Annotated in this window: 18 protein-coding genes and 6 tRNA genes; 22 read left to right on the top strand and 2 right to left on the bottom strand. The window is 54.5% G+C overall.

Going from position 1 to position 23,832, the window contains the following annotated elements; translation table 11 throughout:
* Window position 1: 1 nt before the first annotated feature.
* Window positions 2–361 (top strand): MarR family transcriptional regulator, encoded by a 360-nt coding sequence (locus tag Q1Y74_RS04640; protein ID WP_300812570.1) that lies wholly within the window; start codon window positions 2–4, stop codon window positions 359–361.
* A gap of 14 nt (window positions 362–375) precedes the next feature.
* Here Q1Y74_RS04640 and Q1Y74_RS04635 read toward each other — a convergent pair whose 3' ends face one another.
* Complete coding sequence (locus Q1Y74_RS04635) at window positions 376–1,275, bottom strand: helix-turn-helix domain-containing protein (RefSeq protein ID WP_300812569.1); 900 nt, start codon at window positions 1,273–1,275, stop codon at window positions 376–378.
* 393 nt (window positions 1,276–1,668) lie between these two features.
* On the opposite strand from Q1Y74_RS04635, the gene Q1Y74_RS04630 reads away from it, so the two are divergent.
* The 15 genes from Q1Y74_RS04630 to Q1Y74_RS04560 all read left to right on the top strand — a co-directional run bounded on the left by Q1Y74_RS04630 (window position 1,669) and on the right by Q1Y74_RS04560 (window position 13,835).
* Entirely contained in the window at window positions 1,669–2,301 is a 633-nt protein-coding gene (locus Q1Y74_RS04630; protein ID WP_300812568.1) for a TetR/AcrR family transcriptional regulator, read from the top strand.
* Window positions 2,298–3,557: a TolC family protein gene (locus tag Q1Y74_RS04625; RefSeq protein ID WP_300812567.1), complete on the top strand. Its 1,260-nt coding sequence runs from the start codon at window positions 2,298–2,300 to the stop codon at window positions 3,555–3,557. The genes Q1Y74_RS04630 and Q1Y74_RS04625 overlap by 4 nt, the downstream gene beginning before the upstream one ends.
* A gap of 82 nt (window positions 3,558–3,639) precedes the next feature.
* On the top strand, window positions 3,640–4,539 hold the full coding sequence (locus tag Q1Y74_RS04620) for an efflux RND transporter periplasmic adaptor subunit (protein WP_300812566.1): 900 nt from the start codon (window positions 3,640–3,642) through the stop codon (window positions 4,537–4,539).
* A gap of 21 nt (window positions 4,540–4,560) precedes the next feature.
* Window positions 4,561–6,021: an ATP-binding cassette domain-containing protein gene (locus Q1Y74_RS04615; RefSeq protein WP_300812565.1), complete on the top strand. Its 1,461-nt coding sequence runs from the start codon at window positions 4,561–4,563 to the stop codon at window positions 6,019–6,021.
* Window positions 6,022–6,111: 90 nt separating this feature from the next.
* A complete protein-coding gene (locus tag Q1Y74_RS04610; protein WP_300812564.1) occupies window positions 6,112–7,215 on the top strand; it encodes an ABC transporter permease in 1,104 nt (367 codons plus the stop codon).
* 39 nt (window positions 7,216–7,254) lie between these two features.
* Complete coding sequence (locus tag Q1Y74_RS04605; protein ID WP_300812563.1) at window positions 7,255–8,370, top strand: ABC transporter permease; 1,116 nt, start codon at window positions 7,255–7,257, stop codon at window positions 8,368–8,370.
* Window positions 8,371–8,709: 339 nt separating this feature from the next.
* Window positions 8,710–11,040, top strand: coding sequence for an ATP-dependent helicase (locus tag Q1Y74_RS04600; protein WP_300812561.1), 2,331 nt, complete (start codon window positions 8,710–8,712; stop codon window positions 11,038–11,040).
* A 13-nt stretch (window positions 11,041–11,053) separates the two neighbouring features.
* Window positions 11,054–12,193 carry a carboxynorspermidine decarboxylase gene (nspC, locus tag Q1Y74_RS04595; RefSeq protein WP_300812560.1) on the top strand — a complete coding sequence of 380 codons (1,140 nt, stop codon included), beginning with the start codon at window positions 11,054–11,056 and terminating at the stop codon, window positions 12,191–12,193.
* A gap of 110 nt (window positions 12,194–12,303) precedes the next feature.
* Window positions 12,304–12,376 (top strand) — tRNA-Gly (locus Q1Y74_RS04590).
* A 23-nt stretch (window positions 12,377–12,399) separates the two neighbouring features.
* A tRNA-Leu gene (locus Q1Y74_RS04585) sits at window positions 12,400–12,481 on the top strand.
* A gap of 42 nt (window positions 12,482–12,523) precedes the next feature.
* Window positions 12,524–12,607 (top strand) — tRNA-Leu (locus Q1Y74_RS04580).
* Window positions 12,608–12,623: 16 nt separating this feature from the next.
* Window positions 12,624–12,696: transfer RNA gene (locus Q1Y74_RS04575), tRNA-Gly, on the top strand.
* Window positions 12,697–12,720: 24 nt separating this feature from the next.
* A tRNA-Leu gene (locus Q1Y74_RS04570) sits at window positions 12,721–12,802 on the top strand.
* Between the two features lie 28 nt (window positions 12,803–12,830).
* A tRNA-Gly gene (locus tag Q1Y74_RS04565) sits at window positions 12,831–12,903 on the top strand.
* 272 nt (window positions 12,904–13,175) lie between these two features.
* Complete coding sequence (locus tag Q1Y74_RS04560) at window positions 13,176–13,835, top strand: DUF2490 domain-containing protein (RefSeq protein ID WP_300812559.1); 660 nt, start codon at window positions 13,176–13,178, stop codon at window positions 13,833–13,835.
* A gap of 414 nt (window positions 13,836–14,249) precedes the next feature.
* Here Q1Y74_RS04560 and Q1Y74_RS04555 read toward each other — a convergent pair whose 3' ends face one another.
* Window positions 14,250–16,274 (bottom strand): DUF2264 domain-containing protein, encoded by a 2,025-nt coding sequence (locus Q1Y74_RS04555; protein ID WP_300812558.1) that lies wholly within the window; start codon window positions 16,272–16,274, stop codon window positions 14,250–14,252.
* Window positions 16,275–16,442: 168 nt separating this feature from the next.
* On the opposite strand from Q1Y74_RS04555, the gene Q1Y74_RS04550 reads away from it, so the two are divergent.
* The 6 genes from Q1Y74_RS04550 to Q1Y74_RS04525 all read left to right on the top strand — a co-directional run bounded on the left by Q1Y74_RS04550 (window position 16,443) and on the right by Q1Y74_RS04525 (window position 23,401).
* A complete protein-coding gene (locus Q1Y74_RS04550; protein WP_300812557.1) occupies window positions 16,443–16,934 on the top strand; it encodes a PaaI family thioesterase in 492 nt (163 codons plus the stop codon).
* 324 nt (window positions 16,935–17,258) lie between these two features.
* A complete protein-coding gene (gene hisG / locus Q1Y74_RS04545; protein ID WP_300812556.1) occupies window positions 17,259–18,113 on the top strand; it encodes an ATP phosphoribosyltransferase in 855 nt (284 codons plus the stop codon).
* A gap of 50 nt (window positions 18,114–18,163) precedes the next feature.
* Window positions 18,164–19,456, top strand: a complete 1,293-nt coding sequence (gene hisD, locus Q1Y74_RS04540; RefSeq protein WP_300812555.1) for a histidinol dehydrogenase — start codon at window positions 18,164–18,166, stop codon at window positions 19,454–19,456.
* A 21-nt stretch (window positions 19,457–19,477) separates the two neighbouring features.
* On the top strand, window positions 19,478–20,518 hold the full coding sequence (hisC, locus tag Q1Y74_RS04535) for a histidinol-phosphate transaminase (RefSeq protein WP_300812554.1): 1,041 nt from the start codon (window positions 19,478–19,480) through the stop codon (window positions 20,516–20,518).
* A 24-nt stretch (window positions 20,519–20,542) separates the two neighbouring features.
* Window positions 20,543–21,691, top strand: a complete 1,149-nt coding sequence (gene hisB / locus Q1Y74_RS04530; protein ID WP_300812553.1) for a bifunctional histidinol-phosphatase/imidazoleglycerol-phosphate dehydratase HisB — start codon at window positions 20,543–20,545, stop codon at window positions 21,689–21,691.
* 39 nt (window positions 21,692–21,730) lie between these two features.
* Window positions 21,731–23,401, top strand: coding sequence for a formate--tetrahydrofolate ligase (locus Q1Y74_RS04525; RefSeq protein WP_300812552.1), 1,671 nt, complete (start codon window positions 21,731–21,733; stop codon window positions 23,399–23,401).
* The last annotated feature ends 431 nt before the right edge of the window (window positions 23,402–23,832 follow it).

Genomic DNA, 23,832 nt, shown 5'->3' with positions numbered 1-23,832 from the left:
TATGGAAACATTGTGCAAGATACGTGATGTTTACCGGGCCATTGCCGAATTCGAGGGGCAGTTTATGCAGACATACAACCTGTCTCTAAATGAGGGGATGCTGCTCTGCACGCTCCTGAACCGGCCCAAACTTACTTCCGGCGAGATAGCCGAGGCATTGGGGCTTACGGCCTCCAATGCCTCCAAGGTCATCCGTTCGGTGGAGGAGAAGAAACTGATAGCCCGCTTGGTGGGCAAATCGGACAAGCGACAGATGCACTTTGCCCTGACGGCGGAGGGTAAGGCGCGCATCACTGCTGTCAAGGAAGGCGTCTTTGAGATGCCTCCCTTGTTGCAGCAGGTGGTACAGGTCGTGGAGTGAATGTACTTTCCCCGTCAGTGTTCTGTGAAAAATGAGGAGTTTTCTCCGTTGTTTTTGCTACGGCTCCTCCGCCGGTATTCCCGCGGAGTGCAGCCGCTTATTTTCAGAAAGGCGCTGTTGAACCGGCTGATGGAGTTGAAGCCACATTCGTAAGCAATCTCTATGATGTGGTCATCGGTCAGAACCAACCTGCGCTGTGCGTCGGCAATCCGTTCTTCGGCGATGTACTCACTCAGCGTATATCCGAAGGTCTTCTTGAACAGGGAGTTGGCATAGTCGGGGTTAAGCCCCGCGGCTTCGGCCACTTCCGTTATCTTGATGGGGTTGCGGTAGTTTTGGGCAATGTAGATGGCAATGCGCTCCACCGAGCTGATTTCGCTGGTGTGGGCAATGTCCGGGGCAATGTTCCTGGCAAGCATCAGGTTGTCTGCCATTCTTCTGAGCCGGCCGTGCATCTCGGCAAGAATGACTTCTGCCGCAGCGGGGCGGTGGATGTCCCTCAGCCAGCGCCCGAGCAGAAACTGGTCGTAGGGGGCGTATTCGTCCGTCGGCTCCAGCAGCACTTCCCCTTTCAGGATTCGGTCGGCAAACGAGGCGGGCAGTTGCCAGCTCAGGAATTGGGCAAAGGGGATGGTGCAGACATAGTAAGGGGCGTCGCCCTCGTGGTGGATAATCTGGTGGGGAACCAGCCCCCAAAACACGGCCAGCCTGCGGGCAGGGATGTTCGCCTTGCCGCTCTGGATGAGGTAGGTCATGTTTCCCTCGGGGAAGTAGTTCAGCTCAATCTCGTTGTGCCGGTCGGTCTGTCTCATCACGTGCGGCGTCCATTGTTCGCAAGTCAGTCCGTAGGGCATGAGCTCGCTCCGTCGCTCGTCGAAGGTCTTCAGCGGTTCGGATGTCGTTAGGTTTTTCATACGTTGTCTCTCCTTGTTCAAGGTTTATTTTTCCTTTATCCGTATTAAAGCGTCGCTTTATGCGTACTAAAGCATTACTTTATGCGTACTAAAGCAGTGCTTTATACGTACTAAAGCAACACTTTATTCTTGGAAAATGAAAATAAAGTGCTATGGTTTTGACTGTCAGAGGTTTATGCTGTGTCCGCTTCCTGCGTGGCCCCTGCCTGAGTCAAACCGTGGATAAAGGTGCAAAATAAAGTGTGTCTTTCCAAAACGGGAGGGCTGAAATGTGTATTTCGCCTCCGTTTTTCCTTCCTGCCTCCTTTTTGGGGCCTTTCCTTTATTTTATTAACAAAATTGTTGGATATTCCATTTGCTTGCTCTATATTTGCGCTAACAAAATTGTTAACTATGAAAGGGAAACATGTTGCTAACAAAGAGGCGGACATCCTGAAAGCCGCCGAGAATGAATTTCTTGCCAAGGGATATGCCGGGGCGCGCACCACCTCCATTGCCCGCCAGGCAGGAGTGACCCACGCCATGCTGCACTATTACTTCCAGACGAAGGAGCAGCTGTTTGAGCGGGTGCTGGACGAAAAGATGAGGCTGATGGAGCAGTCGGTGCTGGCAGCCTTTACGGATGTCGGCCTGCCTCTGCCGGAGCGTCTGCGGTCGGGCATCATCCGCCACTTCGACTTTATTGCCGCCAATCCCGACCTGCCCCGTTTCATCATCAACGAGGTGTTTGCCTACCCCGAACGTTCCCAGGTGATGTGCAACCGTATCCGGCGGATAACCCAGGTTATGTTGAGCGACTTCCAGCAGGAGCTGGACGAGCTTCATCGTCGGGGCGAGGTGGAGAGTGTGGATGTGCGCATGTTGTTGCTCGACATCGTTTCGTTGAACATTTTTGTTTTTGTGGCTTATCCGCTGGTCAGCCAGGTGTTCGGTGAGTTCCAGATGGACAAAGAGCAGTTCTTCGAGATGCGTAAGGCAGAGAATGTGGAAATCATCATGCGACGGATTAAAAAAAACAGTTTATGAAACGGTTGGTATTATTGTTTTCAGCTTGGATTGTGTGGGCTTCGGCCGATGCTCAGTTGACACTTGAGGAGTGTCGCAGGCTGGCGGGCGAAAACTATCCGCAGGTACGTAAGTATGGACTGATAGAGAAAGCCCGTGCGTACGAGCTTTCCAATTTGGAGAAAAATTATTGGCCACAGTTGCAGATGTCCGGCAAGGCCACCTACCAGAGCGATGCCACCAAATTGCCGATAGACTTGCCAGGCGTTGAGTTCGAGGGCCTGCCACGCGATCAGTACCAAGTGGCTCTCGAGGTACAGCAGGTGCTGTGGGACGGCGGAGTGGTGGCTTCGGGACGAAGGGAGGTGAAAGCTGCTTCGGACGTGGAGATGGAGCAGCAGCGTGTCAGTATGTATGCTCTGAACGAACGTGTGGATGCTCTTTTCTTCGGTATCCTGATGCTGGACAGCCGATTGGAACTGAACAGACTATTACAGGACGAGCTGGAGCGTACCCACCGTCGGGTGTCCGCCTATATGGCCAACGGAGTGGCCAACCAAAGCGATCTGGATGCCGTGAGCGTAGAGCGGCTGAATGCGGGTCAGCAACAGGTGGAGCTGGAGACTTCGCGAAAGGCATACGTGGATATGCTGGCTGCCTTTATCGGGAAAGAATTGCCTTCTGAGACCACTGTTTTGCAGAGACCGTTGCCTGAAGAAGTGACAGCTTTGCATCCCAACAACCGGCCCGAACTGGGGCTGTTCGATGCCCGCAACAGGCAGTTGGATGTGCAGCAGTCTTCTTTGAAAACGCGTTTCATGCCGAGCTTCGGCCTTTTTGTGCAGGGTGCTTATGGTAATCCGGGGCTCAATATGCTGGAAGACAAGTTCAGTGCCTACTATGTGGCGGGGGTACGCATGTCGTGGAACTTTGGAGGACTGTACACCCTGAAGACCGACCAGCGGAAGATAGCCAACAGCCGCCTCCAGGTGGAGACCGACCGCGATGTGTTTCTCTTCAACACCCGCCTCGACGCGGTGCGGCAGGATGCCGAGGTGATTTCCATGAAGCGCCAGATGGAAACTGATGACGAGATTATCCGTCTGCGTGAAAACATCCGGCGGTCGGCCGAGGCCAAGGTGGAAAACGGTACCCTGACCGTCACTGATCTGCTGGACGAGATTACGGCCGAAAACCAGGCCCGGCAAACCAAATCGCTGCACGAGGTGCAACTGCTTATGTATGTTTGGCAGTTGAAACAGACCTTAAACCAGTAGTTTGTCTTTTTGTTGATATGATACATGAATACAGCGTTTTACATTAATATTATGAATTAATACATCAGATATGAGAAACCAAATGAAATCTTTTATGATAGGTGTGTCCGCGTATCTGCTTGCCTCGTGCAGCAGTGGTGTCGCCAAGTATGATGCTACGGGTACCTTCGAGGCTACCGAGGTCATTGTTTCGTCCGAGGCTTCGGGCAAGCTAATGGTCTTCGAGGTGGAGGAAGGAATGCGCCTGAAAGCCGGACAGGAGGTCGGAATCATTGATACCGTCCAGCTTTACCTGAAGAAACTGCAACTGGAAGCTAACGTGAAGTCGGTAGAGGGACAACGTCCCGACATCTTGAAGCAGGTGGCTGCCACCCGCGAGCAGATTGTGCAGGCACGCAGGGAGCGTGACCGTATAGCCAACCTGTTGCGCGTAGATGCTGCCAACCGCAAGCAACTGGACGATGCCGAATCTTTGCTGGAGGTGCTCAACCGGCAGCTGGAGGCACAAAACTCCACTTTGCAGAACAGTGACCGTAGCTTGACGTGGCAGAGTTCTTCGGTGGGCATCCAGGTGGCACAGGTGGAAGACCTGCTGCGCAAGTGTCACGTCTGCTCTCCCATAACCGGTACGGTGCTGGCCAAGTATATGGAGGCCGGCGAACTGGCTGCTCAAGGAAGCCCTCTGTTCAAGGTGGCGGACATGGAGCAGATTTACTTGCGGGCCTATATCACCTCCGAGCAGTTGTCGCAGGTCAGGCTGGGACAGGAGGTGGAAGTGTATGCCGACTATGGAGGAGACAATCGGAAAACTTATCCCGGCATTGTCACCTGGATATCCGAAAACTCGGAATTCACCCCCAAGACCATCCTGACCAAGGATGAAAGGGCCAACTTGGTCTATGCGGTCAAGATTGCCGTCAGAAACGATGGGATGCTGAAGATAGGCATGTATGGCGGAGTAAACCTGAAACGCGGATTCTGATACCGGATGGAGGCGGTTTGTATGGAAAGTGCATTGCAAGTAAACGGCATAAGTAAGAGTTACGGACGGGTGGAGGCCTTGCATGAAGTTTCGTTCACGGTGGCACCCGGCGAACTGTTTGGCCTGATAGGTCCCGACGGTGCCGGCAAGACAACCCTCTTCCGCATTCTTGCCACCTTGCTGGTGGCCGATGGCGGGACAGCCGTGATACGGGGTCTGGACGTGGTGAAGGACTATCGGGAGATACGTCGGCGGGTGGGGTACATGCCCGGACGTTTCTCCCTTTATCAGGATCTGACGGTGGAGGAAAACCTGCGCCTGTTTGCCACCGTCTTCCAGACCACCCTCGAGGAGAACTACGAGCTGGTGAGCGACATCTATCGGCAGATAGAGCCTTTCAGGAAACGGCGGGCTGGCAATCTGTCCGGTGGCATGAAGCAGAAACTGGCCTTGAGTTGCGCGCTCATCCACAAACCCGAGGTGCTGCTGCTCGACGAGCCCACTACGGGCGTCGACCCGGTGTCGCGCAAGGAGTTTTGGGGCATGTTGAGGCGGCTGCGCGAGCAGGGCATCACCATCGTGGTGTCCACTCCCATCGTGGAGGAGGCTCGCCAGTGCGACCGGATGGCCTTCATCAGCCAGGGGCAGATTCAAGGCATAGGCACTCCGGACGACATTCTGCGCCGGTTTGCTGACATCTTCTGCCCCCCTGCGTTGGAGTCGGACAGGGAGGAGCATGGTGCAGAGGCCGTCATCGAGGTAGAGGGGCTGACCAAGTGTTTCGGCAACTTTACGGCGGTAGACCACATCTCCTTCCGTGTCTTCCGCGGCGAGATATTCGGCTTTCTCGGTGCCAATGGCGCCGGCAAGACCACGGCCATGCGTATGCTGACGGGGTTGAGCAAACCAACGGCCGGAAAGGCGCTCGTGGCGGGTTACGACGTGGTGACGCAGGCCGAGGACGTGAAGCGCAACATCGGATACATGAGCCAGAAGTTCTCTCTGTACGAGGACCTCAAGGTGTGGGAAAACATCCGTCTCTTTGCCGGCATCTACGGCATGCGCGACAGCGACATTGCCCGCAAGACGGACGCGCTGCTGCAACAGCTGGGGCTGGAGGACGAGCGCGACACGCTGGTGAAGAGCCTGCCGCCGGGCTGGAAGCAGAAGTTGGCCTTCTCCATTTCCATCTTCCACGAGCCGGGCATCGTGTTCCTGGACGAGCCTACGGGTGGGGTAGACCCTGCCACCCGCCGCCAGTTCTGGGACTTGATTTACCAGGCGGCTGGGCGGGGCATCACTGTCTTTGTCACGACCCATTTCATGGAAGAGGCCGAATACTGCGACCGCATCTCCATCATGGTGGACGGTGTCATTCGTGCGCTGGACACACCGGCACGGCTGAAACAGCACTACGGCGCAGCCACGATGGACGATGTCTTCCAGCAGTTGGCCCGGCAGGCTGTCCGTACGGCCGACTGAGGCACTCACTTTCTTTCGGCTTTTGAGATATGCAACGATACGATAAAGAGAATATAGGACCTGAATAAGGAATGTTTATGTGTTGAGACCATGAAACAGTTTGTGGCTTTTGTCAGAAAAGAATTTTATCATATCTTCCGTGACAGGCGGACTATGCTGATACTGCTGGGTATGCCTGTGGTACAGATTATTCTCTTCGGGTTTGCCATCACGACCGAGGTGAAGAATGTGCGCACCGCTGTGCTTGACCCCTCCGGTGATGTGGCCACGCACCGCATCATAGACCGACTGGCAGCCAGTGAGTATTTTACAATCGTCACCCGCCTGCATTCGCCGGACGAGATGGAGCAAGCTTTCAAGCGGGGTGACATTGACTTGGCTGTGGTCTTCACGCCCCGTTTTTCCGATTGTCTGTACACGGGAGAGTCGGGCATACAGCTTGTGGCTGATGCTACCGATCCCAATATGGCAACCACTCGGCTGGGATATGCTTCGGGTGTCATAGCCTCAGCCCAGCAAGAGTTGATGGCCGACGGTGTCCGGATGCCCTCTGTTGTGCCACGGATGAAGCTTCTCTATAATCCGCAGATGAAGAGCGTTTATAACTTTGTGCCGGGTGTGATGGGGTTGATACTCATGATGATTTGTGCCATGATGACATCCATATCTATTGTCCGCGAGAAGGAAATGGGCACGATGGAGGTACTGCTGGTTTCGCCCATGCGTCCCTTGTACATCATCCTGGCCAAGGCTGTGCCCTATTTTGTACTTTCATTCGTTAATCTCACCACCATTCTGCTGCTTTCGGTCTATGTGCTTGGGGTACCTGTGGCGGGTAGCCTGTCGATGTTGGTATTGGTTTCGTTGCTCTTCATTTTCGTGTCCCTGTCGTTGGGGCTGCTCATTTCAACGCTGACGCACACTCAGGTGGCGGCCATGCTGGCATCGGGGCTGGTGCTCATGATGCCCACCATGCTGTTGTCGGGCATGATTTTCCCCATAGAGAGTATGCCGCCGCTGTTGCAGGGCATCTCCTGCCTGATACCGGCCCGCTGGTACATCCAGGTGGTGCGCAAGCTGATGATTGAAGGAGTGGATGTACTGTTTGCCTGGCGCGAGGTGGCCGTGTTGGGGCTGATGGCCGTAGTCCTGATGACTGTCAGCCTGAAGAAGTTCAAGGACCGTCTGGCCTGACTTTTATGGAGTAGGATAATAGTAAAAGAGAATGTTTGTATGATACGTTACCTGATAGAAAAAGAGTTCAAGCAGCTGCTTCGCAATTCCTTCCTGCCGAAGCTGATCTTGTTTTTCCCGTGCATGGTCATGTTGCTGTTGCCATGGGCTGCTAATTTGGAAGTGAAAAACATCAGCCTGAACATAGTGGACAATGACCACAGCGTCCTCTCGCGCAGGCTGACAGACAAGATTGCGGCCTCTACCTATTTTCGCACCACGGGTTTGCCTGACACCTACGAACAGGCCTTGAGGGCCGTGGAGAAAGGTGAGGCAGACGTCATCCTGGAAATACCGCCTGATTTCGAGAAACAGTGGACGAAGGGGGGGAGTCCCAGTCTGCTCTTTGTCGTCAATGCTGTAAACGGCACCAAGGGCATCTTGGGCAACACCTATTTGACTTCCATCGTGAGCGGTTACGTGGGTGAACTACAGGCTGAGGAAGGAAGAACGTTGCAGATGGGAAGTCCCATGCCAAGTCTGCAAGTCAATACTTTGAATCTGTATAACTCCAACTTAGACTACAAGTTGTTCATGGTGCCCGCCATGATGGTGATGCTGCTCACCCTGTTGTGCGGCTTCCTGCCGGCACTCAACGTTGTGGGCGAGAAGGAGGCTGGCACCATCGAGCAAATCAACGTGACCCCGGTCCGGAAATTTACCTTCATCGTAGCCAAGCTGATACCCTACTGGTTGATAGGCATCCTTGTGCTCAGTATCTGTTTCCTGCTGGCCTGGCTGCTCTACGACATTCTCCCTGCCGGAAGCTTTCTTACCATTTACGGCTTCTCGTTGGTCTATCTGCCCTTGGTGTCAGGTTTGGGGCTGGTCATCTCCAACTATTCCTCCACGATGCAGCAGGCCATGTTCGTCATGTGGTTCTTCATGTTGATTCTGCTCCTCATGAGCGGTCTCTTCACTCCCATCAACAGTATGCCGCATTGGGCACAATGGATAACTTATTTCAATCCTCTTCGTTACTTTGTGGAGGTGATGCGTACGGTTTATTTGCGTGGTGGAGGTCTTATGGATCTACTCCCTCAGTTGGCCGTCCTTTTGGCTTTCGCTTGCAGTTTCAACCTTTGGGCTGTACTGAGTTATCGGAAAAATAGCTGAAACGTATGAGTGTTTTGGATACCTACACATTATTTTCAGTATGGTATATACAAAAATCAGACATCGTTATATCAGTTGGTGATCAATGTGATTGTTTATTAGAATGCTGCCTATTCGATAAACTGTGAGATTGTTTTTACTGTTTTTCCCTGATTTAGGTAGATGCTGGAGTTGATTCGTTTTTCCTCTGGAGTATTTCTATGTTTTTGGTATAATACATTGTATAAGAGGTTCATTGGAGTATTCTTTCTAGTTGTTTTAGTCATTTTATTATGATGTTAGAATTAAAATTGGATTTCAGAGGCTCTGATGTGAAAAGAATGTTTTAATTTTGCATACATGAAAACCAATTACATTGATGAACTGAATGAAGAGCAGCGGGCAGCTGTTTTATATAATGAAGGGCCTTCGTTGGTCATCGCCGGAGCCGGGTCGGGAAAAACAAGAGTACTGACTTACAAGATTGCCTATTTGCTGGATAACGGATACCAGCCTTGGAATATATTGGCATTGACTTTTACGAACAAGGCAGCCCGAGAGATGAAGGAACGTATTGCCCGTCAGGTGGGTGAGGAACGTGCTCGTCGCCTCTGGATGGGGACATTTCACTCGCTATTTCTGCGCATTCTTCATGCTGAAGCTTCTTTGCTGGGGTTCACTTCCCATTTTACGATATATGATACATCGGACAGTAAGAACCTGATTCGTTCCATCATCAAGGAGATGAAATTGGATGAAAAGGTGTATAGGCCAGGGACTGTACAGGCACGCATTTCCAATGCAAAAAACCATCTGGTTTCGCCTGCTGCCTATGCTACCCATCGGGAGGCATACGAATGTGATTGTGCCATGGGTGTACCTGCTGTTCGCGATATTTATTCCCGCTACTGGAATCGTTGTCGTCAGGCAGATGCCATGGATTTCGACGATTTACTTTTTTATACTTTTCTCCTTTTTCGTGATCATTCTGATGTATTGGCACGCTATCAGGCGCAGTTTCGCTATATTCTAGTAGATGAGTATCAAGATACCAATTTTGCTCAGCATAGCATTGTACTTCAGTTGGCCAAGGAACATCGGCATGTATGTGTCGTAGGCGATGATGCTCAGAGTATTTATTCTTTCCGTGGTGCTGACATTGATAATATTCTTTATTTTAATAAGATATATCCCGAGGCAAGATTATTTAAACTGGAGCGGAATTACCGCTCCACCCAAACGATTGTTTGTGCTGCCAACAGTTTGATAGAGAAGAATGCAAGGCAGATTCGCAAAGAGGTCTTTTCTGAGAAAGAATGTGGCGAGCCGATTGGCGTATTTCAGGCATATAGTGATGTGGAAGAAGGGGATATCGTGGTGAAGAAAATTCGGGAACTGCATCGTGACGAAAGCTGCCCGTATTCCGATTTTGCTATTCTCTATCGTACCAATGCACAGAGCCGTATCTTTGAGGAAGCTTTGCGTAAGCAAGGTATGCCTTACCGCATCTATGGTGGCTTATCCTTTTATCAACGTAAGGAAGTGAAAGATGCTATTGCATATTTCCGTATGGCGGTGAATCCACATGATGAAGAAGCTTTTAAACGAATTATCAACTATCCGGCACGTGGAATAGGCGATACGACCGTTGGTAAGCTGATTGTGGCGGCAACGGAGCATCATGTCAGCTTATGGACAGTGCTTGGTAATCCTTTGGCCTATGGCTTGAATTTCAATAAAGGTACAGTTGGTAAGTTGCAGGCTTTTCGCGAATTGATGACAGGGTTTATAGCCGATGCTTTCACTCGGAATGCCTACGAGTTGGGTGTGGATATCATTCGTCTTTCAGGTATGATGAATGAGATTGGTCAGGACAGTTCTCCCGAAAATCTCAGTCGTAAGGAGAATGTCGAAGAACTGGTGAACGGTATGAACGATTTTTGTCAGCAGAGGCTCGAAGAGGGAAATAATAGTTGGCTGTTGGCGGATTTCTTGTCCGAAGTTTCTCTGCTCACCGACCAGGACTCGGAGAATGATGCTGACGGTGAAAAGATAACTTTAATGACGGTACATTCTGCCAAAGGGCTTGAGTTCATGAATGTGTTTGTGGTCGGAATGGAAGAAAATCTCTTCCCTAGTGGAATGGTGGGTGACTCGCCTAGGGCTCTGGAAGAGGAACGTCGTTTGTTCTACGTGGCCATAACGAGAGCTAAGAAGCACTGCTATCTGACTTATGCCAAGTCACGCTATCGTTATGGGAAGATGGAATTTGGTTGTCCCAGCCGTTTTTTGAATGATATTGATTCCCGTTATCTGGCTTTACCGCGTGATGCAGCTTTGCGACGGAAGATAGACGAGCATGCCGGGCAGGTTCGTCTTGATACAAATCGGAAGACTTCTTTGTTTTCTTCATCTTCTCAAGGGAATAACCGCCGTTCTGCCGACGTCTCTTCCGTTCCCCACCGTTTGAAACCTTTGGCATCTTCAGGAAAAACGTCAGTCTCTGCGACTTCGTCTGCCGGCATTCGTTTGCAGAAAGGTCAATTCATTGAACATGAACGTTTCGGTCGTGGGGAAATTTTGAATGTTGAGGGTGATGGCGACAACTCTAAGGCAACCATTCGTTTTGAGAATGTCGGTGTTAAGCAGCTGCTTTTACGTTTCGCCCGTTTTAAGATTGTGGAAAAGTAAAACTAAATAATTCATGATAGATTTTTCTCTTTTTCCTTCTCCTTGTTATATTATGGAGGAGGAGTTATTAAGGAATAACCTTACGTTGATAAAGAGTGTGGCCGATCGTGCCGGGGTTGAAATTATTTTGGCATTCAAGTCGTTTGCCATGTGGCGTTCGTTTCCTATTTTCAGGGAGTATATAGAGCATTCTACCGCTAGTTCCGTTTACGAAGCGCGTTTGGCCTTGGAGGAGTTCGGTAGTAAGGCTCATACCTATTCGCCTGCCTATACCGAAGCGGGTTTTCCGGAAATCATGCGTTGCAGCAGTCATATTACGTTTAATTCCTTAGGCCAGTTTGCCCGGTTCTATCCCATGGTGGAAGCCAGCGGCAATGATATATCTTGCGGTTTACGCATCAATCCGGAGTATTCCGAGATTGCTACTGAGCTTTATAACCCTTGTGCTCCCGGAACTCGTTTTGGTGTGATGTCCGACCAGCTGCCTGAGGTGCTTCCTGAGGGGGTTGAAGGTTTTCACTGCCATTGCCATTGCGAGTCTTCCTCTTATGAATTAGAACATACTTTGGTTCATTTGGAGGCTAAATTTGCTCACTGGTTTCCTCAAATTAAGTGGTTGAATCTGGGTGGAGGGCATTTGATGACCCGTAAGGATTATGATGTAGAGCACCTCATCGGCCTGTTGCGAGGGCTCCATGCCCGTTATCCTCATTTACGCATTATCCTGGAACCGGGGTCGGCATTTACATGGCAGACAGGTGTATTGGTTTCGGAAGTAGTGGACGTGGTCGAGAATAAAGGAGTACGTACAGCCATCCTTAATGTTAGTTTTACGTGTCACATGCCCGACTGTCTGGAAATGCCCTACCAACCCGCAGTCCGCGGTGCGGAGATGGGCAGCCAGGGACCATACGTCTACCGCTTGGGAGGCAATTCCTGCCTCAGCGGCGACTATATAGGCTACTGGAGTTTCGACCATGAGCTGCAGGTAGGGGAGCGGATTGTGTTCGAGGATATGATTCATTACACGACCGTGAAGACCCATATGTTCAACGGCATTCACCATCCGGCCATCGCTTTATGGACGCAAGACGGCCAGGCGCGCGTCTTCAGGCAATTTTCTTACGAAGACTATCGCGACAGAATGAGCTGAAATCCAGCGGGGTAGCCTCTGCCCTCCGGAGAAAGTGAGAAAAGCGGATGAAAAAAGTAGGCAGAATGTTTGCAGGTTTAAGGATTTTGCCTACCTTTGCAACCGCAATCGCGGAAATAGCTCAGTTGGTAGAGCACAACCTTGCCAAGGTTGGGGTCGCGAGTTCGAGTCTCGTTTTCCGCTCAATTGATTGCATTACCTAATTTGCCCAGGTGGCGGAATTGGTAGACGCGCACGTTTCAGGTGCGTGTGTCGAGAGGCATGCAGGTTCGAGTCCTGTTCTGGGCACCCTAGGTAATGAATTGGTTCTTTGATTTGAGAAGAGTTGTTGGAGAGATGGCGGAATTGGTAGACGCGCTACTTTGAGGGGGTAGTGACAATTATGTCGTGGGAGTTCGAGTCTCCTTCTCTTCACAAGCCATCGAAGAATGCGGAAATAGCTCAGTTGGTAGAGCACAACCTTGCCAAGGTTGGGGTCGCGAGTTCGAGTCTCGTTTTCCGCTCACCGCAAATAGTGCGGATGAATTGCCCAGGTGGCGGAATTGGTAGACGCGCACGTTTCAGGTGCGTGTGTCGAGAGGCATGCAGGTTCGAGTCCTGTTCTGGGCACTTCATTTTTTTATGAAAAGTTGGGTATGCGGAAATAGCTCAGTTGGTAGAGCACAACCTTGCCAAGGTTGGGGTCGCGAGTTCGAGTCTCGTTTTCCGCTCATACGCAGAAGTAAAGGGGATGTATCGGTTTGTCGATGCATCCCCTTTTGTCGTATCGGTTCCGGCGGTCGGCGGAACCTCCCGTCGTCTCCATGGGCTTTCCGCGCCCGTCGCCGAAAAAAACAGGGCGCGCGGGCAAGAATAACCGGACTTCAATTGTTATTTTGGCAAACAGGCAGCGCGTGTTTGCCGTTTTATTTTGTATCTTTACGAAATCGCATTGAAAAGCGGCGGCCGGTGTCAGGCCCCGACGTGGAAAGGAAGACAAGGTATGTTGCGGACAAAGTGTACAACCATCGGATTGGCAGGGGCGCTGGCCGCCCTGACGCTGTTCTGCAGCCCGCTGAGGGCGCAGGAGGGCGACTGGACCTCGTGGCTGAAGGCCGGGACGGAATATCGGCTGAACCCGGCGTGGAGGCTGGCGGGAGGCCTGGAGTGGCGGACGAAGGACGACCTGAGCCGCACCGACCGCTGGGGGCTGGACGTGGGGGCCGCCTGCACCGTGCTGCCCTTCCTCAGGCTGGGCGGGGCCTACGAGCTGCACTGCATGAACCGCGGCGCCGACGGCTGGAAGCTGCGCCACCGCTACTATCTGGACGGGCTGCTCTCTGCCCGCTGGCGGCAGTGGAAGGTCTCGCTGCGCGAACGCCTGCAGCACACCTTCGACCGGACGGACGACGAGTTCTGCCTGCGCTCGCGCCTGAAGCTGGCCTACGCCATCCCCTCCTGCCCGTGGGAGCCGTATGTCTCGGTGGAGATGTTCAACGGCCTGGAGGGCGGCGAGCGTTTCGGCGTGAAGCGCATGCGCTATCGGGGCGGCTTCGGCTTTCCCATCGCCGGTAAGTGGCACGGCGACCTGTTCTATTGCCGCCAGTGGGACACCGCCGCCAGCCGGAACATCGTGGGCCTGAACTGCACCTACCGCTTCTGAGGGCGACCTTTCTCTGCTCCCCGGGCCTTCTTTTTCTTCTCTATCCATGCCTTCCCCCTTCTGGGGATATACCTGTTTGTGGTGCGCGGCCGGCGTGCCATGAATGGGCAGGCGGCTTGCCCGGTGTGGGCAGGTGGATTGCCCGATGCGGGCAGTGCGCCTGCCCGTTATGGCGTACAGGCTGCTTGCTTTCTGGAAGCATGCCTCCGCGGCGCGGCCATCCGGCTGCCTGATGCGGGGAGTGGCTCTGACGGGATGGGACAGGCAGGCAGACAGACAAGAGGGGGGGCCAAAACAAAGGTATCTGAAACTCTCCTCCTGCCGGAAGGAGGGGAGTCAGATACCAGCACTTATTTTGGCACCTCTTGTTGCCGGGCGTACAGCCTTGCGCTTCTGCCCAGTGGGGTTGTCGTCCTACTCGAAGCGGACGGTCTTGGTCTCGCCCGAGGCCAGCCGTACGGTCACCAGGGTCTTGTCGGCCGAGATTTCCACCGACTTGACGGGGCGCAGGTACTTGCGGCCTTTCACGCCGTCCTTGCCCAGCTTCTTCCACAGCTGGAGGGTGACGTACACCTCGCTGTCCTTCAGCCGGTCGGTGGCCATGATGAGTCCGCACTTGGGGCTGACGGGGTGCAGGCCTTCGGGCTGCAGGGTGATGACCCGGTCCCAGCCGGCCAGGGGTATCATGGCCAGCTCGTAGTCGCCGTCGGAGAGGAGGGTGGCTTCCCAGGGGCCTGCCTTGGCGGTCGATGTGCGGATGCCCTGGTCGGGGCAGGGCAGGGTGTAGTGTCCCAGTCGGACCTCGGTGGGCCGGCCGGCGCTGACCTTGTCGATGCGCAGGATGCCGTCGGGCAGGGGAATGTCTGCCAGCTGGTAGCGGGCGGTGCTGTCGGTCTCCAGCACGGCGTCGCGGCGGTAGATGCCGTCGTCAAAGCTCTTGAAGGTGTAGAGGCGCAGCACTTCCCACTGGCCCTTGCGGTTCAGGGTGGCGTAGTTCATGGAGACCTCGCCGTCGGGGCCGTCGGCCATCCAGGGGAACTCCGTGTTGTAGGCCAGCTTGTTGTAGTTCTCCGAGCTGCGGAACTTCTGCCAGTCGCCGGCCACGGTTTCGTGGCACCACGAGCGCATCTCCGAGCTGCCGCTGTTGGGGTAGTTGGTTATCATCAGGTTGGTGGCGGGCTGGAACTTGTTGTAGACGTGGCCCTTCTTCAGCTCCTTCTCCCACGGGCCGTTGTTCTCCGTGGCCGACCAGTATTGCGAGCTTTCGGGCAGCAGCAGGCTCAGGAAGGCCTTGCCGCACCAGTAGACGCTGCCCCGGCAGCTGTATATCTGCACGGCGGGGGCAAAGGGTCCGTAGAAGCCCATGGTGGGCACGCCGTCTTCCAGGAACCGCGGGTCCTCCAGGAATTGCAGCAGTGTGGCCGAGGCGATGCGGCGTATCCAGCCGTAGTTGGCCTGGCTGCCGGGGGCATATTCGTAGAGGCCCAGGGGGGCGGTGGCGGCAAAGCGGTAGCAGATGCTGCGTCCCCACATGTTCATGCGGCCGTCCTTGCTGAAGAGGTAGGGGTAGTTGGGCACCATGTCCTGCTGGTTCTTCAGGAACTGCTCGGCGTATTGGGGGAACTGCTTCCGGCCGTACATCTCGGCCCAGATGGGTCCGTAGGTCTGGTAAGCCCATGCGCTGTAATAGTCGTAGGCGGGCGCGTCGTTGTACCATCCCTCGCCGCGGTAGCGCTCCAGCAGCTTTTTCAGGTTGGACTCCAGGTATTCCTCGTTCACTTGGTAGCCCTGGTCTTTCAGGAAGCTGAGGATGAACACGTTGAAGAACATCCAGTTGGAGCCGATGGTGGGTCCCTCGCCGTAGCTCAGCAGGGTGGCGGCCAGCGCGTCCTTCTGCTCCTGCGTCAGCGGGTTCCACAGCACTTCCTGCGCCGCCTTCATCGAGATGGTCAGCGAGCCCAGTTCGAGCAGGGTCTGGCTGGGGCCTCCCTTGCGGTGGGGAATGTAGCTCTTGCTTTGCGGGTTGGGGATGGCGGCCAGCTGGTGTCGGTAGTAGTCGGCCACCCGGATGCCGTTCAGCTCCAGGTCGGGGTTTTCGCGCAGCAGGGGCGCGGCCACGAAGAGGGTGCGGGCCAGGGCCTCCAGTTTGGCCACGGGGGCGTCGTTCTCGCCCCGCGGATAGGTTTTCTCCAGCTGTTTGGGGAAGTCCATCTGGTCGTCCAGCGAGTGGACGTAGCCGAAGGCGCCCTTCAGCAGGTATTCCCCGGCCTCAATCCAGTGCTTGCGCGTCATGCCGGTGTAGGGGCTTTTCTGGTAGTCGGGTTGGTCGACGGTAAAGATGTTTTCCTGTGCGTGGCCCGCGCCGAGGGGTGCCAGCAGGAGCAGTGCCTGCAGCAGCAAGGCGAGTCTGCGTTTGGGTTTCGGGGGATTGTTCTTCATAATAGATATCATGTATGATGAATGAATTGCATGTCGTCGGTTGGCGAACTGCTGGCAAAAGTAGCATTAACCTGCAATTCCACCCAATTCCCGCACTTGTTTTTTCGGGAATGGGAAAATAACATAACTTTTTGCTACATTTGTCGCCGTATAAAACCGGTATGCGATATGAAGAAGATAGTGAATCCGTGGAAAGACATGGAAGGGTATAACTGCTTCGGGTGTGCTCCGTGCAACGAGGCGGGAGTGAAGATGGAGTTTTACGAGGACGGCGACGAGGTGGTCTGCTACTGGCGTCCGCGTCCCGAGTATCAGGGATGGTTCAACACCCTGCACGGCGGCATCCAGGCGGTATTGCTGGACGAGATATGTGCGTGGGTGATACTGCGCAGGCTGCAGACCACGGGGGTGACCTCCAGGATGGAAACGCGCTACCGCAAGTCGGTGTCCACCAACGACGAGTACCTGGTCCTTCGGGCCTCCGTCCGCGAGCAGAAGCGCAACCTGGTGGTGGTGGACGCACGCCTTTTCAACCGGGCTGGCGAACTGTGTACGGAGGCCGTATGTACTTATTTCACCTTTTCGCCGGAGAAAGCGGAGAAGGAGATGTTCTTCCGCCGTTGCGACGTGGAGGAGGAAGACGTGCAGCCGCCCTTCTGAAAACGGCGGGCGCGTGTCCCCGGATTGAAACCTCCGGGCGGGTGCCGGACGGTATTCTGAAAGAAAAATCAAACTTTTTGTGATAATATTTTGGAAGTTTCAAACGGATGCTTTACTTTTGTCGCATTCAAAACAAGAAAGAAGAGAACAATGAAGAACATCGCAGCACATCACCATCATCACGGACCTGACGAACAATCGGTGGGCAGATGAGCGTGTGTATGCGATGGAATGGCATAGAGAAACGAGGCTTACCGATGTTTTCGGGCAAGTCTCGTTTTTGTTTTTCAACCCGGATTAATCATTAAAAACTCAGAAAATACAATGTTACTAAGAATTGCAGTACAGGCCAAAGGCCGCCTTTACGACGAAACCATGTCGTTCCTCGAAGAATCGGACATCAAGCTGAGCGCCACCAAGCGCACGCTGCTGGTGCAGTCCTCCAATTTTCCCATCGAAGTGTTGTTCCTGCGCGACGACGACATCCCGCAGACGGTGGCTACCGGCGTGGCCGACATCGGCATCGTGGGTGAGAACGAGTTCATGGAGCGGGCCGAAGACGCCGAAATCGTCAAGCGGCTGGGCTTCAGCAAGTGCCGCCTCTCGCTGGCCATGCCCAAGGACATCGACTATCCCGGCGTGCAGTGGTTCGAGGGGAAGAAGATAGCCACCTCCTATCCGGGCATTCTGGGCAAGTATCTGAAGGAGCAGGGCGTGAAGGCCGACGTACACGTCATCACGGGCTCCGTCGAGGTGTCGCCCGGCATCGGGCTGGCCGACGCCATCTTCGACATCGTCAGCTCGGGCTCCACGCTGGTGAGCAACCGCCTGAAGGAAGTGGAAGTGGTGATGAAGTCCGAAGCCCTGCTCATCGGCAACAAGAACCTCTGCGACGAGAAGAAGGAGATACTCCGCGAACTGCTCTTCCGCATGGACGCGGTGAAGACGGCCGAGGACAAGAAATACGTGCTGATGAACGCGCCGGAGGAAAAGCTGGAGGAGATTGTCGCAGTCCTGCCCGGCATGAAGAGTCCCACGGTGATGCCGCTGGCACAGAAAGGGTGGTGCTCCGTCCACACCGTGCTGGACGAGAAGTGCTTCTGGGAAATCATCGGCAAGCTGAAGGCCTTGGGCGCCGAAGGCATCCTGGTGCTCCCCATCGAGAAGATGATTATCTGAGAGTGAAAGTGTGTGTAGTATATATATATAAGGTATAAAGGCAGACGATTATGATACTGATAAACTATCCCGACAAGTCGCAATGGGCCGACATCCTGAAGCGCCCTGTGATGAACACGGAGAGCCTCTTCGACACCGTGCGCACCGTCATCGGCCGTGTGAAGGCCGAGGGCGACCGTGCCGTGCTGGACTATGAAGAGCAGTTTGACAAAGTAAGGCTACAGGCCCTGGCCGTCAGTGCCGCCGAGCTGGACGAGGCCGAAGCCCTCATCAGCCCCGAACTGAAAGACGCCATCCGGCTGGCCAAGGCCAACATTGAGACCTTCCACGCCGCCCAGCGCTTCGAGGGACGGAAGGTGGAGACCCAGCCGGGAGTGACCTGCTGGCAGAAGGCGGTGCCCATCGAGAAGGTGGGGCTCTACATTCCCGGCGGCACGGCTCCCCTCTTTTCCACCGTGCTGATGCTGGCCGTCCCGGCCAAGATAGCCGGATGTGGCGAGATTGTGCTCTGCACCCCTCCCGGCCGTGACGGCAAGGTGCATCCCGCCGTGCTCTTCGCCGCCCGTGTGGCGGGAGTAGACCGCATCTTCAAGGCCGGAGGCATCCAGGCCGTCGCCGCCATGGCCTACGGCACCGAGAGCGTGCCCCGCGTCTACAAGATATTCGGCCCCGGCAACCAGTATGTCACCGCCGCCAAGCAGCTGGTCAGCCTGCGCGACGTGGCCATCGACATGCCCGCCGGCCCTTCCGAGGTGGAAGTCCTGGCCGATGCAACGGCCAATCCCGCCTTCGTGGCCGCCGACCTGCTGAGTCAGGCCGAGCACGGAGTGGACAGCCAGGCTGTGCTGGTGACTATCTCCGAAGCCTTGCAGCAGGCCGTCAAGGCCGAGGTGGAGAGGCAGCTGGCCCTCCTGTCCCGCAAGGAGATTGCCGCCCGCTCGCTGGAGAACAGCAAACTCATCCTGGTGCGCGACATGGACGAAGCCCTCGCCCTGACCAATGCCTATGCCCCCGAGCACCTCATTGTGGAGACCGCCGACTACCTGTCCGTGGCTGCCCGTGTGGTCAATGCCGGCTCTGTCTTCCTGGGCTCCCTCTCGCCCGAGAGTGCAGGCGACTATGCGTCGGGCACCAACCACACCCTGCCCACCAACGGCTATGCCCGTGCGTATAGCGGCGTCAGCCTTGACAGCTTCATCCGCAAGATTACCTTCCAGGAGATTACGCCCGAAGGCATCCGCCGCATAGGCCCTGCCATCGAGACAATGGCGGCCAACGAGCACCTGGATGCCCACAAGAATGCCGTTACCCTGCGGCTGGCGGCCATCAAGCAAGAATCTTAACCCTATAATCACCATCCCGCAATGAAAACCATTCAAGAACTTACCCGGCCGAACATCTGGCGACTGAAGCCCTATTCTTCGGCACGCGACGAATATAAGGGAGCTGCCGCATCCGTCTTCCTCGATGCCAACGAGAACCCCTACAACTGTCCGCACAACCGCTATCCCGACCCCTTGCAGACCGAGCTCAAGGCCGAGCTTGCCAAGGTCAAGAAGGTGTCGCCCGACCGCATCTTTCTGGGCAACGGGAGCGACGAGGCCATCGACCTCGTCTACCGTGCCTTCTGCGAGCCCCGTGTGGACAATGTGGTGGCCATCGACCCCACCTACGGCATGTATCAGGTTTGTGCCGAGGTGAACGACGTGGAGTACCGCAAGGTGTTGCTCGACGACAACTTCCAGTTCTCGGCCGACAAGCTGCTGGCCGCTGCCGACGCGCACACCAAGCTCATCTTCCTCTGCTCGCCCAACAACCCCACGGGCAACGACCTTTCACGCGGGGAAATCGAGAAGCTGCTGGCCCGCTTCGACGGACTGGTGGTGCTGGACGAGGCCTACAACGACTTCTCCGAACAGCCGACCTTCCTGGCCGAACTGGACAGGCATCCCAACCTGATTGTCTTCCAGACCTTCTCCAAAGCCTGGGGATGCGCGGCCATCCGCCTCGGCATGGCGTTCGCTTCGCCGGAGATTATCGGCATCTTCAGCAAAATCAAGTATCCCTATAATGTCAACCAGCTGACGCAACAGCAGGCCCTGGAGATGCTCCACCGTTACTACGAGATAGAACGCTGGGTGAAGACCCTGAAGGAGGAGCGCAAGGACCTGGAGGAGCAGTTCGCCGCCCTTCCCTGCACGGTGAAGATGTTCCCTTCTGACGCCAACTTCTTCCTGGTGCGCGTCACCGATGCCGTCCGCATCTATAACTACCTGGTGGGCGAAGGCATCATTGTGCGCAACCGCAACTCCGTCTCCCTCTGCGGCAACTGCCTGCGCGTCACGGTGGGCACCCGGATGGAGAACACCAAGCTGATAGAGGCACTGAAGAAGTATAAGGACTGATTGACTGAAGAGAGAAAACACACCATGAAGAAAGTATTGTTTATAGACCGCGACGGGACGCTGGTCATCGAGCCGCCCGTCGACTACCAGCTGGATTCGCTGGAGAAACTGGAGTTCTACCCCAAGGTGATGCGCAACCTGGGTTTCATACGCGGCAAGCTCGACTTCGAGTTTGTCATGGTCACCAACCAGGACGGGCTGGGCACCTCTTCCTTCCCCGAAGAGACCTTCTGGCCCGCCCATAACCTGATGATGAAGACGCTGGAGGGCGAGGGCATCACTTTCGACGACATCTGCATAGACCGCAGCATGCCCGCCGACAATGCTCCCACCCGCAAGCCCCGCACGGGTATGTTGGGCAAGTACATGAACCCTGATGAATACGACCTGGCGGGCAGTTTCGTCATCGGCGACCGTCCCACCGACGTGGAGCTGGCCAAGAACCTGGGTTGCCGCGCCATCTTCCTTCAGGCGGACACCACCGCCCTGAAACCTCTCTCTGAAGGCGGACAGGCAGCCTGCGAGGGGCTGGAACAGGTCTGTGCCCTGGCCACTACCGACTGGGACCGGGTGGCCGAGTTCCTCTTTGCGGGCGAACGGCGGGCTGAGGTGCGCCGCACCACCAAGGAGACCGACATCTTTGTGGCCGTCGACCTGGACGGCAGCGGCCGGTGTGACATCTGCTCCGGCCTCGGCTTCTTCGACCACATGCTGGAGCAGATAGGCAAGCACGGCGGCATGGACCTCACCATCCGCGTCAAGGGCGACCTGCACGTTGATGAACACCACACCATCGAGGACACTGCCCTGGCGCTGGGCGAATGCCTTTACCGCTCCCTGGGCAGTAAGCGGGGCATCGAACGCTACGGCTACGCCCTTCCCATGGACGATTGCCTTTGCCAAGTATGCCTCGACTTTGGCGGCCGCCCGTGGCTGGTGTGGGATGCCGACTTCAAGCGCGAGAAGATAGGCGACATGCCCACCGAGATGTTCCTCCATTTCTTCAAGTCACTGAGCGACGCTGCCCGCATGAACCTCAACATCAAGGCCGAGGGGCAGAACGAGCACCACAAGATAGAGGGCATCTTCAAGGCCCTGGCCCGTGCGCTCAAGATGGCTGTCCGGCGCGACATCTACCACTACGAACTTCCCAGTTCGAAGGGAGTGTTGTAGGCACTTTTTGTTGTGTAAAAAATGCAGTAAGTATATTTTATGAAATCTGATATAGAAATAGCTCGAAGCATTGAGCTGAAGAAAATCAAGCAGGTGGCCGAAAGCGTAGGGATTCCCCGCGAAGAGGTGGAGAACTACGGCCGCTATATAGCCAAGATTCCCGTACACCTGATAGACGAGGAGCGGGTGAAGAAAAGTAATCTGATATTGGTCACAGCCATTACGGCTACAAAGACGGGTATCGGTAAGACGACTGTCTCCATCGGGCTGGCTTTGGGACTGAACCGGATAGGCAAGAAAACCATCGTGGCTCTGCGCGAACCGTCGCTGGGTCCTTGTTTCGGCATGAAGGGTGGGGCGGCCGGAGGTGGCTATGCCCAGGTGTTGCCCATGGAGAAAATCAATCTTCACTTCACGGGCGATTTCCATGCCATTACTTCTGCCCATAATATGATTTCGGCTTTGCTGGACAATTATCTCTACCAGCATCAGGCGGACGGTTTCGGACTGAAGGAGATTATTTGGCGGCGTGTGTTGGACGTAAACGACCGTTCGTTGCGGAGCATTGTGACGGGATTGGGACCGAGTACCAACGGTGTGCCTCAGGAGTCAGGATTTGATATTACGCCCGCTTCGGAAATCATGGCCATCCTTTGTCTGGCCAGCGACCTCGATGACCTGCGCCGTCGGGTTGAGAATATCATTCTTGGTTTCCGTTTCGACGGCACTCCATTCACAGTAAAGGAACTGGGAGTGGCAGGAGCCATTACTGTCTTGTTGAAGGATGCCATCAACCCCAATCTGGTGCAGACTACCGAGGGAACGGCAGCTTTTGTACACGGCGGACCGTTTGCCAACATTGCCCACGGTTGCAATTCTATTCTGGCTACCAAGATGGCCATGACCTTTGGTGACTATGTGGTGACTGAGGCTGGTTTCGGAGCTGACCTGGGTGCGGAGAAGTTCTATAACATCAAGTGTCGCAAGAGTGGTTTGCAGCCCAAACTGACTGTTATCGTAGCAACGGCACAAGGCTTGAAGATGCACGGCGGGGTAAGTCTGGAACGCATCAAAGAACCTAATATGGAAGGACTGCGTGAAGGCTTCGGCAATTTGGACAAGCATGTGCGCAACCTTCGTTCGTTCGGTCAAACAGTAGTGGTGGCTTTCAACCGTTTTGCCAGTGATACTGATGAGGAGGTGGAAATGATACGCCGTCACTGCGAAGAGAAGCTGGGCGTAGGTTTTGCCGTAAACAATGCCTTTATGAAAGGAGGTGAGGGGGCTGAAGAACTTGCGCGCTTGGTAGTAGACACTGTTGAACAACATCCTTCCAAGCCGCTGGCCTTCACTTACGAAGAGAGCGACAGCGTGGAGCGCAAGATAGAGAAAGTGGCTTGCAATCTATATGGAGCCAGTGTGGTGACTTACAGCATCCATTCACGTAAGATGTTGAAGCTGATTGAACAGATGGGCATTACGCACTATCCGATATGTATAGCCAAGACGCAATACTCCTTTTCGGCCGATCCGAAAATTTATGGGGCGGTGGACAATTTTGAGTTTCACATCAAAGACATTGTGGTGAACCATGGTGCGGAGATGATTGTGGCCATTGCTGGCGAAATTCTGCGGATGCCTGGTCTGCCGAAAGTACCACAGGCGGACCACATTGACATAGTGGACGGATTGATTGAAGGACTCAGTTAGACATTCGTTTCTGCTTGGAGCAATGGCATGTTGAGATGGTGGCTGATCTGTGTGAGATTGCAGGAAAGGACAATTGATATATTATTGTCAACTGTTATCTCTACTTTCTTCGGCTGCAACAAAGAGGCTCGGAGACAATATCAATGAGGCTTGGAGGTGGAGTGAAAGAGGCTCGGAGGTGATACAGAAGATTCCTAAAGTGAATTTGTTCCTCCTGGCAGATGATTAAGGCATTTTGTAGTTTCGTGTATGTAAAAAGGGACATTCAGTAAATAGTATAAAATTAGCCAACTAATTCATACACAAAGTATTGCGAATTAGCTGGCTTTTTTGTATATTTGTTGTAATCAGGTAGGTTTTATTTGACTATCAACAGATTGGATAAAACTCGCACGAGAACGGGCAATGGATAAGAAAAAGCCGGACTGTTC

Origin of the sequence: uncultured Bacteroides sp. (assembly GCF_949298305.1) — a bacterium.
Taxonomy (GTDB): domain Bacteria; phylum Bacteroidota; class Bacteroidia; order Bacteroidales; family Bacteroidaceae; genus Bacteroides.
This window is presented reverse-complemented; position numbering and strand designations above follow the sequence as displayed.